Source organism: Streptomyces sp. NPDC002018 (assembly GCF_042890865.1).
Taxonomy (GTDB): Bacteria; Actinomycetota; Actinomycetes; order Streptomycetales; family Streptomycetaceae; genus Streptomyces.
Genome location: NZ_JBIASO010000031.1, coordinates 1 through 13,084, shown reverse-complemented (window position 1 = coordinate 13,084; position 13,084 = coordinate 1). Strand labels below are relative to the sequence as shown.

The window sequence follows — 13,084 nt, the reverse complement described above, 5'->3', positions numbered from 1 at the left end:
GTCGCGCGGTGAAGAAGCTTCTCCTGATCGCACTGGCCGCCATTGGCGGGCTCCTCGTGTACCGCCAGATCCAGGCGGATCGCGCCGAGCAGGATCTGTGGACGGAGGCGACCGACTCCGTGCCCGCAGGTTCGGGTGTGTAAGACCCAACAGTCCTGAGACGAAAGCCCCGGCCGCCGAGCGGCCGGGGCTTCGTGCCGCTCGGGCCCGCCGATTGGTTCACTGGCGCGAATTGATCGCTTGCGTGAGCAAAGCGTGTGGGTGGGCGGGTGTGGGGGGACAGCGGCGCGACCGCCGGGGCAGGATGGACGGGCGCCGCGCCCGCCGCGGCGCGGAGCGGCCGAGAGGGCGAGGGGAAGCGCGTGAAGTGGCAGCGCAGCAGGGGCCGGGTGGCGTCGGCCGGGGCGGCGGCGATGTGCGCGGTGGCGGCGCTCTGCGCCGTGGTGGCGGTGCCGGAGCGGGCCTGGGCGGCGGAGCCCAGTCCCTATGTCTTCGACCCGGAGGCGCGGCGGATCGAGGGAGCGGCGACCACGAGTGACGCGCGTCCGCTGGACTCGGGCGCCACCTACCGGGACTCGATCGAGCCCGGCGGCACGCTGGTCTACCGGCTGGATCTCGACGCCACGGCGAACGCCTATGTTTCGGCGGTGGCCGTGCCCCCGCTCGGTACGACGGTCGCCTACGGGGACCGGATCAAGGTCTCGCTCCAGGACCGCCGGGGCGGCGACTGCAGCTCCAACGACGCGCAGTTCGGCTCGGCCGGGCGGTTCCCCCGGCCGCTCGCGGCCTACGCGTACCGGACGATCGAGAACGGCGCGCGCTCCTGCCAGGAGGCCGGTCCGTACTACGTCGTCGTCGAGCGGACCGGTGAGAACACCTCCACGCCCGAGCCGTGGGAGCTGGAGATCCGCCATGTCACGGAGCCGGGGCTCACGGCGAGCGGCCCGTCCGAGGCGCCTTCCGAGTGGCCGAGCGCCTCCCCCGCCCCGGCCGGGGGCACGCCGAGGGAGCGGGAGGGCGGCACCAGCTTCTTCGACGCCGAGGCACTGGCCGACGGCGAGTGGACGGCACGGATCGAGCCGGGTGAATCGCTCTTCTACAAGGTGCCGGTGGACTGGGGACAGCAGCTCTTCGCCGGCGCGGATCTGGGCAGCTCCGACGGCAGGGGTTTTGTGAGCGGCGCTCTGACCATGTCCCTCTACAACCCGGCGCGGGGACTCGTCGACAGCACCGGCTCCATGTCGTACAACGGCAAGCAGAAGACGACGGCGCTCGATCCGCTGCCGCCGGTGGCGTACGAGAACCGCTTCGGCTCCCGCACGGGCGACAAGGAGATGCGCTTCGCCGGCTGGTACTACCTGAGGGTCAGTCTCAATCCCCAGGTGGGCGAGGAGTTCGGTGACAAGCCGTACGGGCTGACGATGCAGGTGAACGTCGAGGGGCGGGCCACCGCCGGTCCGGGGTACGACGGGCCCGCGGGCGACTTCGCGGTGAGCGGCGGCGGTCCGGGGGATCCGGGCGGCGTGAGCGGGGACGGCGGCACGATGGCGCTGGTCGCGGCGGGCGGGATCGGCGCGGGCACGGTGCTGGTGCTGGGGCTCGGCGTCTGGACGCTGCTCGCACGGCGGGCGGAGCGGCGACGGGGACGCGGTCCGGGCACGGGCACGGGCACGGTGGAGATGCCGACCCAGACCACGCCGCCCACCCAGCCGACGCGCTCGTACGGGCCGCCCTCGGCCTGGTAACGAGCCGCGGGGAACAGCGGATCCGCGAAGAACAGGACAGCCGGGGGACAGGGCAGCCGGGGTCAGATCCGGGTCAGCGCCCAGAAGCCCACGGCGAAACAGGCCAGGGCCAGCAGCAGAACCGGGACCGTCACCTTCGGGGGCGGTCCCGGCCGTTTCCTGGGCGCGTGGTGGGCCGGGGCGCGCACCGCCGCCGGCGCGTGCGGAACCGGCTGCGGCTGCGGCTGAAGAGGGACCTGGGGGCTCTGGGCGGTATACGGACGGGTGTGGGGCTGTTCGTACCGGGCCGCCGCGGTCGGGGCCTGGGACAGGTCGGGCGGCGGTGTGTGGGGCGGGGAGTAGGGGGAGACCTGATGCGCCGGCGGGGAGGCGGGGGGAGCCGACGGCTGCACCGGGTGCGAAGGGGCCGGAGCCTGCCGGCTCGGCTCGGGCCGGCCCGGCTCCAGCTCCGGCTGCTGGGGCTGGGGCTGTTCACGCCGGCCGGGCGGTGGGGGGAGATGGAAGCTGCCGGTCTCCGACATGGAGGTGGGGGTGGGGGTCGGAGTGATGGGCTGGGAGGCGGGCGGCTGCGCTACGGAGGCCCCGCCGCCGGTCGGAGAGGCCGTACGGGGGTCGGTGGACGGATCGGCGTGCGGGCCGGAGTGCGGATCGGACGGGGGACCGGTCCGCGGGCCGGTGTACGACGGCTCCGTCCCGGTGTACGGAGGGTCCGCCGGCCGCCGGGTCTGTGGCCGGCCGGCCGACGGCGATGCCATGAGGGGCCCATCGGGACCGAACGTGGCGGGGAGCGGGCCGATCTGGTCGAAGACCTCGACCAGTTCGTCGTCGATGTCCTGCTCGGGCAGCAGTTCCACGGCCGACGTCAGGGCCTTGCGCGCGCCCGTGGCCGTACGGAACCGCGCGTGCGGGTCGGGCTGGAGCAGGCCCGCCAGGACCTGCCAGAGGGGCTCGGGGATGCCCTGGGGCGCCCCCGGGGTGCCATGGGCGAGGAAAAGCTCGACCAGGGCCCGGGAGTCCGGCTTCTGACCCTGGAGCAGATAGAGCGCGACGAGACCGACCGCGAAGAGATCGGCGGAGAAGTCGGGCTCGGCGCCCGCGAGCTGCTCGGGCGCGAAATAACCCGGTGTGCCCACCACGTAGTTGGTCTCCGTCAGCCGCGGCTCGCCCTTGCGCATGGAGATGCCGAAGTCGGAGAGCCGCAGATGGGGCCGGGCCGTACCGGTGGCCTCCAGCAGGATGTTGGCCGGCTTGATGTCGCGGTGCACGACCCCCTCCGCGTGCACCGCGGCCAGCCCGGACAGCAGTTGGTCGAGCAGGGTGCAGACGAAGCGGGGCGGCAGCGGTCCGTAGTCGCCGATGAGATGCGCCAGCGATCCGCCGCTCACCAGATCCATGGTGAACAGCACCTTGTCGTCGTCGGCGGCCCAGCTCGCCGGGGCGAGGACATGGGGGTGATCGATCCTGAGCGCCTGTTCCCGGACGAAGCGGAGAAGTGTGTGCGCGTCGCTCTGCTGGAGGACCTTCGCCGCCACATAGCGCCGGCGCCGGTGGTCCCAGGCACGCCACACGGCGCCGACACCGCCGCGTCCGACCGGGTCGATCAGCTCGTACCGCCCCGCGAAGATCTCACCCATTGCGCCGCGCTCGCTCCCAGTCGTCCCGTCCGGCGGCCCGCCGCCCCCGGCTCCCGCTCCGGCTTCTCAGCTCCCCGGCTTCCCGGTCCCGGTTCTCAGCCCCGGTTCCCGGCCCCGGCTCTCAGCTCTGGTGCGCCTCGTAGTGGGCGACCGCCTCCGCGGTGCGCCCGGCGCCGTAGACCCTGAGGAACTCTGCCAGTTCGGGCTGGGTCGGGGCGAGGGAGTCCGCCGCGTCTATGATGTCGCCGGCCGCCGCGACCGAGCGCAGCAGGGACTGGATCTCGCGGACCACCCGGCGCACGGTCGGGGCTCCCGAACTGTTCGTCGTCTGGCTGGTGCCGGTGAGGACCGAGCCGCCCTGCGACTTCTTGATCTCCTCCATCCGGTCGGTGGCCTCCCCCGCGCTGACGCTGCCGTCGGCGACCTGACCGGCCAGATCCTGCAACGCCTGGACCCGCTGGACCACCGCCGGATTGCCGATCTTCGCGCGTTGACCGCTCATCAACTGGGACAGCATCGGCGCGGAGAGACCGAGGACGGCGGCGAGCCTGGCCTGGTTCAGGCCAAGATCGTCGATGAGCCGGCGGAAGAGCGCCCCCAATGGCTCTCCGTACCAGCTTCTCTGGAGTTCTCTGGCTCTGGCAGTCGTTTCCTGCTGTGCGGCGTCCATGTGCGTCTCCCCATCGCTTCCCCATCGCGGCAGCTTCGCTGCTGCGAACCTCGTGGGGCATCTTACGGAGCGTGGTCGCGCACGGGGAGTCCCAACCTTTTGCGGGATCCCGGGGAACACCCGGTACTCTGGTTCCCGGTGATGGACGAGCCGTGCTCAGCCGCTCGGCCGTACCCGACCCGTTCCGGGGGCCTTAGCTCAGTTGGTAGAGCGCTGTCTTTGCATGGCAGATGTCAGGGGTTCGACTCCCCTAGGCTCCACAACCTCAAGGGCGCCCCGACCTGTTGAAGCAGGTCGGGGCGCCCTTTTCGGCGTTCTCGCCCGGTGATCGCGGTCCGCCCATGACGGGGTGTTACGGGACCGGTTGGACCGTACGAGTGGTGTTCATCCGAAGAGCTACGCGAGAACGGCGTCGCTCCGCGGATTCTCGAGATGCGTACACATCATGAGGAAGGTATGTAGATCGCCCAACCCGAAAGCGAGGGGTCATGGCCGCCTTCAAGGTCAAGAAGCTGTGGACTGTTTTCATCACCGCGTTCTTCGCGGTGCTCGCCTCCCTGGGGCTCACCAGCCCGGCCGCCGCCACCGGTACCGCCGTGCAGCAGCCGGCCGAGCAGCCCGTGCCGGCGCCCGCCGCCGCGCAGCCCGTCGACGCGGCGGAGGCCGCCCCGCCACGGACCACCGTGCCCAGGGCGACCACGGCACCACGCGACCGGTCGCTGCCGCCCACGATCAAGCAGCGGATCAACGCCGAGGCGCACGGTTCCTCCCCGTCGGTCCGTCATCTGCCCGAGGGCATGCCGAGCGCGGCCGACCTCGAAGCGTCGCGCGGGAACACATTCGCCGCGCATGCCGCGAACGCCGCACTCGTCGCCGCGTGAGCCTGCGGCGTTCCCGCGCTCTCCCGGCACCCGCCGCACCCGGCACACCTGTGGGGTGCCCGGAGCGACACGAGCCGGAGCGAGAACGGTCACCACGGGCCCACCGACAGGACCGGCGAGCACGGCACGCGGACCGGCCGCGTGATCCGGGGCGGTCAGCCCGCCCATGTGATCAGGGACGGTCGCCGCGCCGACGCGCCTCGGCCTCCTCCTCGGCCTGCCGGGCCTTCTCCTGGACCTCGGGATCGAGCGGATCGACCACATGGCTGCCGTCGACGGACGTCAGCGGGCCGCGCTCCGAGACCTCGGTGGCCGCCGGAGGCTCCACCAGCCAGTCCGGATTCGCCTGCTTGTCCCACCACTTCCAGGCGGCGAAAGCGCCACCGGCCAGCACACCGAGAGCCGCCAGGCCCTTGGCGAGCCGTCCGGCCCGGGCCCGCCGCTCACGCCTTCTCACCAGTTTCTGGATGTCTTTCGCGGTGATCTGCCCGCGCAGGGCCGCCAGGGCGGCCGCTGAACGTGCCGCGGCCTGCTCGGCGACCGGCTGTGCGGTGGCCACCGCGTGCCCGACCTTCGGCACCGTGAAGTCCGCCGCCTGACGGGCGGCCTGGCGGGTCCGCAAAGCGGCCCGGTGAGCCGCCACATCGACCTTTGGGGGCACCCTGGGCGCCACATGGGCGCCGTACTGAGTCCGAGCCTGCTGAGCGGCCTTCGACATTGCCGGGGCGAGCTTCACGCGCGCCTCGTGTGCGTAGAGAGCGGCCTGCTCCTTGGCCGTACCGGCGTAGGGAGCCACCACTTCCGCGGCGTGCTGCACGCTCTCCTTCGCCGAACCGGTAGCGGCGCGCACGCTGTCCATGCGGGTCACGGGATCATCCTCCTCGGTGGCGTTCCGTATGTCGCCTGTCCACCCTTTTCGAGATCATGCCTGCTGTACCGGGTCTCGGCATGCGCTGCGCGCATCCGGGTCATGAGAGCGACGTGAGTGCGGTCCACAGGGTCTGTGGACGGCCGTGCCACGCGCTGCCCAAGCGTCTTCCCCTCCCGGCGTGACGTACCGCCGGGCCTGTCGCGTCGTGCTCGTGTCCTGAGCCGGCGTACTTTCGCATGCCTTCTTCCATCCTGCCTCCATCCGGCCCCGAAATCGCCCCAAGACGGGCGCAAACCCCTTTCCTGGGCAGCGGCCGGGCATCCCGCGGGTCTTCCGTGCGAGGATCGTGAGAGTCAGAGCAGACTTACGGAAGGCAGATCGTGGCCGAGCAGCTTTACGCCACCCTGAAGACCAACCACGGCGACATCGAGATCCGGCTCCTGCCGAACCACGCGCCGAAGACGGTCAAGAACTTCGTCGAACTCGCCCAGGGCGAGCGGGAGTGGACCCACCCGGAGACCGGCAAGAAGACCACGGACCGGCTGTACGACGGCACCGTCTTCCACCGTGTGATCAGCGGCTTCATGATCCAGGGCGGGGACCCGCTGGGCAACGGCACCGGTGGTCCCGGCTACGAGTTCGAGGACGAGTTCCACCCGGACCTGGCCTTCGACAAGCCGTACCTGCTGGCCATGGCGAACGCCGGCCCGGGGACCAACGGCTCGCAGTTCTTCATCACCGTGGCGCCGACCGCCTGGCTGACCCGGAAGCACACCATCTTCGGCGAGGTCAGCACCGAGGCGGGCAAGAAGGTCGTGGACTCCATCATCGGCACCCAGACCAACCCGCGCACCGACCGTCCCGTGCAGGACGTGGTGATCGAGTCGGTCGTCGTGGAGACCCGCTGACCCCCACGGACCGCATGGTTCCGGGGTTCCCGGGAACCTTCCCGCCCTGCCCGTCCGTAGTGGTTACATACCGGACGGGCGGGGCGGTGCGCTGTGCACCGCCCGCCGCCCGCGTCACGAGGACCCGAGGGGATCGATGGACCACCCGCCAGGCGGCCACGGAGGCCAGGACCAGCCCGCCGTCAGCGAGGGCCTGCCCGACTGCTACCGGCATCCGGGCCGGGAGACGGGCATACGCTGCACCCGCTGCGAGCGGCCCATCTGCCCCGAGTGCATGGTCGACGCCTCCGTCGGATTCCAGTGCCCCGAGTGCGTCCGGCAGGGGTCCGGTCCTGGACGCGGTCCGGCGCCCCATCAGCCGCGTACGCTCGCGGGCGGCACGATCGCGGCCGATCCCCGGCTGATCACCAAGATTCTGCTGGGGATCAATGTCGCGGTCTTCATCGCGGTGCTCGCCGTGGGCGATCAGTACCGGCTCGTGGACGATCTCGATCTGGTGGGCCGTGCCTACGATCCCGCGACCGGTCAGCTCGTCGGTGTCGCGGACGGTCAGTGGTACCGCCTGCTGACCTCGATCTTCCTGCACCAGGCGGTCTGGCACATCGGCTTCAACATGCTGGGCCTGTGGTGGCTCGGCGGCCCGCTGGAGGCGGCGCTGGGGCGGGTGCGCTTCCTGGCGCTCTATCTGCTCTCCGGACTCGCGGGAAGCGCCTTCACCTATCTCATCGCGGCGCCGAACCAGGGCTCGCTGGGGGCCTCGGGCGCCATCTTCGGACTGCTCGGCGCCACCGCCGTACTGATGCGCCGGCTCAACTACGACATGCGGCCGGTCTTCGCGCTGCTCGCGCTGAACCTGCTCTTCACCTTCACCTGGTCCGGCATCGCCTGGGAGGCACATGTCGGCGGTCTGGTGGCGGGCACGGTGATCGCCGTGGCGATGGTGCACGCGCCTCGTGAGCGCCGGGCGCTGGTGCAGTACGGCACCTGTGCGCTGGTGCTGGTCGCGACGGTCCTGACGGTCGTGGCGAGGACGGCCTCGCTGCCGCCGGTGTTCTGATCTCCTGGGCTGATCCGGGCTCTTAGGGCTGATCCGGGCTGTCCGGGCTGAGCCCGGGCTGTCCGGGCGTTTCAGGGGTGTCCTGCCCTGTCCTGCGCTGTCTCAGGGGAACCCGCTGTCCGCGCCGAGCGTGACGCCCTGGGGACGCCCCGTACTCCACAGTTGTCCACAGAGTGTGCCGGATCTTGTGCATCCTGTGGGGAACATGCGTGCCCCTTGTCGCCGGTGTGGGTCTGACCAGCGGAGACAAGGGGCGAGCACGTCATCGGAAGGGTGGACGCGATCACACCGGTGTCAACGGACCGTGGAGTTATCCACAGATCGTCTGACCTTTTCCCCTGCTGTGGACAACGCTGTGGATAAGTAGGGGCAGAGCTTGACGACCGGGTGGTGGACCCGCTACTTCCACTGCGTGGAGACACCGAAGCCGGCGGCGATGAAGCCGAACCCGACCACGATGTTCCAGTTTCCGAAGCTCTCCAGCGGGAGATCGCCCTCGGTCACATAGAAGACCACGATCCAGGCCAGTCCGATCAGGAACATGGCCAGCATGACCGGGGCCACCCAGCTCCGGTTGGTCAGCCTTATGTTCGTCGCCTGCTTCGCGGCCGGAGGCGGCGTGAAGTCGGCCTTCTTGCGGATACGTGACTTCGGCACGAGGGACTCTCCTGTCGATGCGCTGCGTGACCGCGCAGGGAACTGTAACGGGGTGCCGGGGCGGAGAGCAGGGGGAACACCGCCGCTCCCGGGCGTCCGTTAGCGTAGTGCTTCCGCGGCGCCTAAGGAGATAAGGGTACGTTGAGCAATTCTGCCGACTTTCCCCCAGGGCCGGTCCGCCGGCCGGGACGACGGCCCGTCCGGCTGCTCACGGCTGCCGTCTTCGCGCTCGCGGGACTCATCTTCGTCACCAGTTTCAACACGGCCAAGGGCACCAACATCCGCACGGACGCCTCACTGTTGAAGCTCTCCGACCTGATCCACGAGCGGGACGGGAAGAACGCCGAACTGGGCGACACGACCGCGGCGGTACGGCGCGAGATCGACGCGCTCGTCAGCCGTGACGACGGCTCCTCCGAGGCGGAGAACGCCAGGCTGCGGGCCCTGGAGGAGGCGGCGGGCACCAAGAAGCTCACCGGGCGGGCCCTCACCGTCACCCTCGACGACGCCCCGCCGAACGCCACCGCCAACCCCGGCTATCCCGAGCCCCAGCCCAATGACCTCGTCATCCACCAGCAGGACCTCCAGGCCGTCGTCAACGCCCTATGGCAGGGCGGTGCCGAGGGCATCCGTGTGATGGACCAGCGGCTGATATCCACCAGTGCGGTGCGCTGTGTCGGTAATACGCTGATCCTCCAGGGCCGTGTCTACTCCCCGCCGTACAAGATCACCGCTGTCGGTGACCAGGACAGGCTGCGCAAGGCTCTCACCGACTCGCCGACGATCCAGAACTACCAGCTCTACGTGAAGGCGTACGGGCTCGGCTGGAAGGTCGACGAGCACGGCGAGGAGACACTTCCGGGGTACACGGGCACGGTGGAGCTGCACTACGCGGAGCCGGTCGAGTAGCGGGAACGGGCGCCCGGCGATGCGGGACGGGGGCGGACGAGGGCCGGACGGCCGCGGTCTCCGGGTCTCCGGGCGAGGGTACGGGCGTGACGCCTGTGACGAAGAGCAACCCCGAACCTCTGTACACCTGCCCCATGCGCCGCCCATGTGTCCCTGCCGCCCTTTAGTCTGGTGCCGTACCGCCCGGCGGCGGTACCGAACGGAAGGGACAGCATGTACGGCTGGATCTGGCGTCATCTGCCGGGCAACGTGTGGCTGCGCGCGGCGATCTCGCTCGTGCTGGCGCTGGCGGTCGTCTACGCGCTGTTCCAGTACGTCTTCCCCTGGGCGGAGCCGCTGCTGCCCTTCAACGATGTGACGGTCGACGGATCGGGGGCGGCCGGATGAGCGCGCGGATCCTCGTCGTCGACAACTACGACAGCTTCGTCTTCAACCTCGTCCAGTACCTGTACCAGCTCGGTGCGGAGTGCGAGGTGCTGCGCAACGACGAGGTGACCACCTCCCACGCCCAGGACGGCTTCGACGGCGTCCTGCTCTCCCCCGGCCCCGGCACCCCCGAACAGGCCGGTATCTGTGTGGAGATGGTGCGTCACTGCGCGACGACCGGGGTGCCCGTGTTCGGCGTCTGCCTCGGGATGCAGTCGATGGCGGTGGCGTACGGCGGTGTCGTGGACAGGGCCCCCGAGCTGCTGCACGGAAAGACGTCCCTCGTCACGCACGAGGGCAAGGGCGTGTTCGCGGGGCTGCCTTCGCCGTTCACCGCGACCCGTTACCACTCGCTCGCGGCGGAGCCCGCGGAGCTGCCGGCCGAGCTGGAGGTCACGGCGCGGACGGCCGACGGCATCATCATGGGCCTGCGCCACCGCGAACTGCCCGTCGAGGGCGTGCAGTTCCATCCCGAGTCGGTGCTCACCGAGCACGGCCATCTGATGCTGGCCAACTGGCTCGCGCGGTGCGGTGATCCGGGGGCGGTGGACCGGTCGGCCGGCCTCGCGCCGGTGGTGGGCAAGGCGCTCGCGTGACCGCACTCCGCCCCGAGCACGAGGCCGGTCACGGAGGCCCGTACGAACAGGGAGCGTACGACAACTCCGGTGCGTTCGAGGCGACCGCGTTCGAGGCGGCGGTGGAGGGACTGGCGGACCCGCTGAACGATCCGCTTCCGGGGCAGCGGGGGCCGGTTCAGGAGCAGGGGCGGGGACGGCGGCGGGGCCGACCGGCGGAGGAATCGCCGGACCAGGGACCGCGGCAGCCGTTGACCCGTCCCGCCGGACCCGCCGCCGGACCCCCGGCCGACCCGGAGTCGGAGTGGTCCGGCGACTACTACCGGCAGTACGCGGCGGAGACCCCGCCCGCGGCCCGGGGGCCGCAGGGCGAGTGGCCGGGTACGCCGCCGTACTACGCGGACGCGCAGACGGCCCCTCTGCCCCCGATTGCGGCTCCGTCTTCTCCGTCTCCGTCCCGGTCCTCTTCGCCCGGCACTGCCCCCGGCCCGGCTCCCTCGCCGTCGGTGCCGCCCTCGCCTTCGGCGCCGATATCCGGGGTCGGTCCCGGCCCGGCGCGGGACGACGAGACGGTCGGTCTGCGTACGGCGGACACACGTCGCGCGGCCGAGCCGGAGCCAGGGGGCGGGGAGGGCGCCACGGCCCCGTTCCGGCAGGAGGAGTCCGTATCCCTCACGGGCGGCCGTGCGGAGCGCCGTAAGGCCGCGGCGAGGGGCGGGCGGGGCCGCAGGCGCCCCGAGACCGCGTCGGCCGCGTCAGCCATGCCGGCCGGATCTGACGGGTCCGCCGGGTCCACCGGATCCGCCAGGTCCGAGCAGGGGGGTTCCGGTGGTCCGGCGCCCGCCCGGCCGCTCTCCCGCGTCGAGGCCCGCCGGGCCGCGCGCGCCGCCAAGGACAGTCTGGCCGTCGTCGCGAGCCGGGCGGTCGGTGAGCTGTTCATCACCTTCGGCGTGCTGATGCTCCTGTTCGTCACCTATCAGCTCTGGTGGACGAACATCCGGGCCGACCAGTACGCGGGCAAGGAGACGAACAAGATCCAGGAGAGCTGGACGAAGGACCGGCAGCCCGGGGCCTTCGAGCCGGGGCAGGGCTTCGCCATCATGCATATCCCGAAGCTGGATGTCGTCGTCCCGATCGCCGAGGGCATCAGCAAGGCGAAGGTCCTCGACCGCGGCATGGTCGGTCATTACGCGGAGGGCGGTCTGAAGACCGCGATGCCCTCCGAGAAGCAGGGCAACTTCGCGGTGGCGGGGCACCGCAACACCCACGGGGAGCCGTTCCGCTACATCAACCAGCTCCAGCCCGGTGACGAGATCATCGTCGAGACACGGGACGCGTACTACACGTACGACATGACCAGCATCCTGCCGCAGACCTCACCCTCGAACGTGAGCGTGATCGGTCCGGTGCCGCCGGGGTCCGGGTTCAGGGCGCCGGGACGCTACATCACGCTGACGACCTGTACGCCCGAATTCACCAGTACGTACCGCATGATCGTGTGGGGCAAGATGGTCGAAGAACGGCCACGCAGCGAGGGCAAGCCCGACGCTCTCGTCGGCTGAGGCCGCTCGGGATCACGACAGGGCCAGGCAACGTCGGGCGACAGGGACGGGGGCGGGCGCGGTGGCAGCGAGTACCGAGAACGGTGAGCAGACGGGAACGCCGCCGCCGCAGGGCCGGGGCCGGGGCCAGGACCAGGGCACGGGTCCGGACAAGCCGGACCGGGGCGCGGGCCAGGATCCGGCTCCGGCGTCCGAGGCCTTGGCGTCGGAGGCGTCGGCGTCCGGGGCTCCGGCGCCTGCGGCTCCGGTGTCCGCCGCGGCGCCCGTCCGTAGGCGCCGCAGCCCCCTCGCGGCGGTGGTCAGCGTCTGCGGCGAGCTGCTCATCACCGCGGGCGTCGTACTCGGCCTGTTCGTCGCCTACTCGCTGTGGTGGACGAACGTCCTGGCCGACCGCGAGGCCGCCCGCCAGGGCGATGACGTACGCCACAACTGGGCGCGGGAGGACCCCGAGGCCGGCGGCCCCCCGACCTTCGACTCGGAGGACGGGATCGGCTTCCTCCATGTCCCGGCCCTGGGCGGCGGGGAGATCCTGGTCAAGAAGGGCACGAGCACCTCGCTGCTGAACGACGGGGTCGCCGGCTACTACACGGACCCGGTCAAGTCCGCCCTGCCCTGGGACAAGAAGGGCAACTTCACGCTGGCCGCGCACCGGGACGGCCACGGCGCGCGGTTCCACAACATCCACAGGATCAAGACCGGTGATCCGGTGGTCTTCGAGACCCGGGACACCTGGTTCGTCTACAAGGTCTACAAGGAGCTTCCGAAGACCTCGAAGTACAACGTGGAAGTGCTCAGCCCCGTCCCCAAGGAATCCGGGAAGACCAAGCCGGGCCGCTATCTCACCCTGACGACCTGCACGCCGGTCTACACCTCGGACTACCGCTACATCGTCTGGGCCGAGCTGGTCCGTACGGACAAGGTCGACAAGAACCGCACACCGCCGCCGGAGCTGCGGTAGAGCCCGAGGCCGGTCACCGGTCGATGGCCGATGGCCGATGGCCGAACGCGAAAGCCCCGGCACCCGTGAAGGGTGCCGGGGCTTTCGCACGACGCCGTGGCCGTTCTCGCCTGGGCGTTCTCGCCTGGTTTCCTCGCCTAGGACTTGTCCGGTCGATCATGTGCGGAGCCAGATGGTGAGGGCTGCTGCTGTTGCGGTGCCGAGGAAGACGTAGCCACGCTTGTCGTATCG

General features: G+C 70.8%; 14 protein-coding genes and 1 tRNA gene. 11 read left to right on the top strand and 4 right to left on the bottom strand.

Features of this window, described 5'->3' with window-relative positions; all coding sequences use genetic code 11:
• Positions 1-8: 8 nt before the first annotated feature.
• Positions 9-143: a DLW-39 family protein gene (locus ACFYYH_RS32280; protein ID WP_208857699.1), complete on the top strand. Its 135-nt coding sequence runs from the start codon at positions 9-11 to the stop codon at positions 141-143.
• Between the two features lie 219 nt (positions 144-362).
• Complete coding sequence (locus ACFYYH_RS32275) at positions 363-1,745, top strand: hypothetical protein (RefSeq protein ID WP_388558718.1); 1,383 nt, start codon at positions 363-365, stop codon at positions 1,743-1,745.
• Between the two features lie 62 nt (positions 1,746-1,807).
• Here the strand turns inward: ACFYYH_RS32275 and ACFYYH_RS32270 are convergent, their stop codons facing one another.
• Complete coding sequence (locus ACFYYH_RS32270) at positions 1,808-3,379, bottom strand: protein kinase (RefSeq protein WP_388558716.1); 1,572 nt, start codon at positions 3,377-3,379, stop codon at positions 1,808-1,810.
• A gap of 121 nt (positions 3,380-3,500) precedes the next feature.
• The gene (locus ACFYYH_RS32265) at positions 3,501-4,049 is read right to left on the bottom strand and encodes a DNA-binding protein (protein ID WP_066955535.1); all 549 of its coding nucleotides are present in this window, start codon (positions 4,047-4,049) and stop codon (positions 3,501-3,503) included.
• A 187-nt stretch (positions 4,050-4,236) separates the two neighbouring features.
• Between ACFYYH_RS32265 and ACFYYH_RS32260 the strand changes: the two genes are divergently transcribed.
• Together ACFYYH_RS32260 and ACFYYH_RS32255 are read left to right on the top strand one after the other, a co-directional pair.
• A tRNA-Ala gene (locus ACFYYH_RS32260) sits at positions 4,237-4,309 on the top strand.
• Between the two features lie 228 nt (positions 4,310-4,537).
• Complete coding sequence (locus ACFYYH_RS32255; RefSeq protein ID WP_388558714.1) at positions 4,538-4,930, top strand: DUF6344 domain-containing protein; 393 nt, start codon at positions 4,538-4,540, stop codon at positions 4,928-4,930.
• Positions 4,931-5,102: 172 nt separating this feature from the next.
• Here ACFYYH_RS32255 and ACFYYH_RS32250 read toward each other — a convergent pair whose 3' ends face one another.
• Positions 5,103-5,798 (bottom strand): DUF5324 family protein, encoded by a 696-nt coding sequence (locus ACFYYH_RS32250; RefSeq protein WP_388558711.1) that lies wholly within the window; start codon positions 5,796-5,798, stop codon positions 5,103-5,105.
• 383 nt (positions 5,799-6,181) lie between these two features.
• Between ACFYYH_RS32250 and ACFYYH_RS32245 the strand changes: the two genes are divergently transcribed.
• Positions 6,182-6,709: a peptidylprolyl isomerase gene (locus ACFYYH_RS32245; protein ID WP_093597646.1), complete on the top strand. Its 528-nt coding sequence runs from the start codon at positions 6,182-6,184 to the stop codon at positions 6,707-6,709.
• Positions 6,710-6,845: 136 nt separating this feature from the next.
• Positions 6,846-7,766 (top strand): rhomboid family intramembrane serine protease, encoded by a 921-nt coding sequence (locus tag ACFYYH_RS32240; RefSeq protein WP_388558707.1) that lies wholly within the window; start codon positions 6,846-6,848, stop codon positions 7,764-7,766.
• A 399-nt stretch (positions 7,767-8,165) separates the two neighbouring features.
• Here the strand turns inward: ACFYYH_RS32240 and crgA are convergent, their stop codons facing one another.
• On the bottom strand, positions 8,166-8,423 hold the full coding sequence (gene crgA, locus ACFYYH_RS32235) for a cell division protein CrgA (protein ID WP_384178374.1): 258 nt from the start codon (positions 8,421-8,423) through the stop codon (positions 8,166-8,168).
• Between the two features lie 141 nt (positions 8,424-8,564).
• On the opposite strand from crgA, the gene ACFYYH_RS32230 reads away from it, so the two are divergent.
• The 5 genes from ACFYYH_RS32230 (at position 8,565) to ACFYYH_RS32210 (ending at position 12,853) form a co-directional block, all read left to right on the top strand.
• The gene (locus tag ACFYYH_RS32230; RefSeq protein ID WP_388558704.1) at positions 8,565-9,332 is read left to right on the top strand and encodes a DUF881 domain-containing protein; all 768 of its coding nucleotides are present in this window, start codon (positions 8,565-8,567) and stop codon (positions 9,330-9,332) included.
• Positions 9,333-9,545: 213 nt separating this feature from the next.
• Positions 9,546-9,719, top strand: coding sequence for a hypothetical protein (locus ACFYYH_RS32225; protein WP_388558701.1), 174 nt, complete (start codon positions 9,546-9,548; stop codon positions 9,717-9,719).
• Complete coding sequence (locus tag ACFYYH_RS32220; protein ID WP_388558698.1) at positions 9,716-10,354, top strand: aminodeoxychorismate/anthranilate synthase component II; 639 nt, start codon at positions 9,716-9,718, stop codon at positions 10,352-10,354. The genes ACFYYH_RS32225 and ACFYYH_RS32220 overlap by 4 nt, the downstream gene beginning before the upstream one ends.
• Entirely contained in the window at positions 10,351-11,895 is a 1,545-nt protein-coding gene (locus ACFYYH_RS32215) for a class E sortase (RefSeq protein WP_388558695.1), read from the top strand. The genes ACFYYH_RS32220 and ACFYYH_RS32215 overlap by 4 nt, the downstream gene beginning before the upstream one ends.
• Positions 11,896-12,142: 247 nt before the next feature.
• Positions 12,143-12,853 (top strand): class E sortase, encoded by a 711-nt coding sequence (locus ACFYYH_RS32210; RefSeq protein WP_388558819.1) that lies wholly within the window; start codon positions 12,143-12,145, stop codon positions 12,851-12,853.
• Positions 12,854-13,084 lie beyond the last annotated feature (231 nt).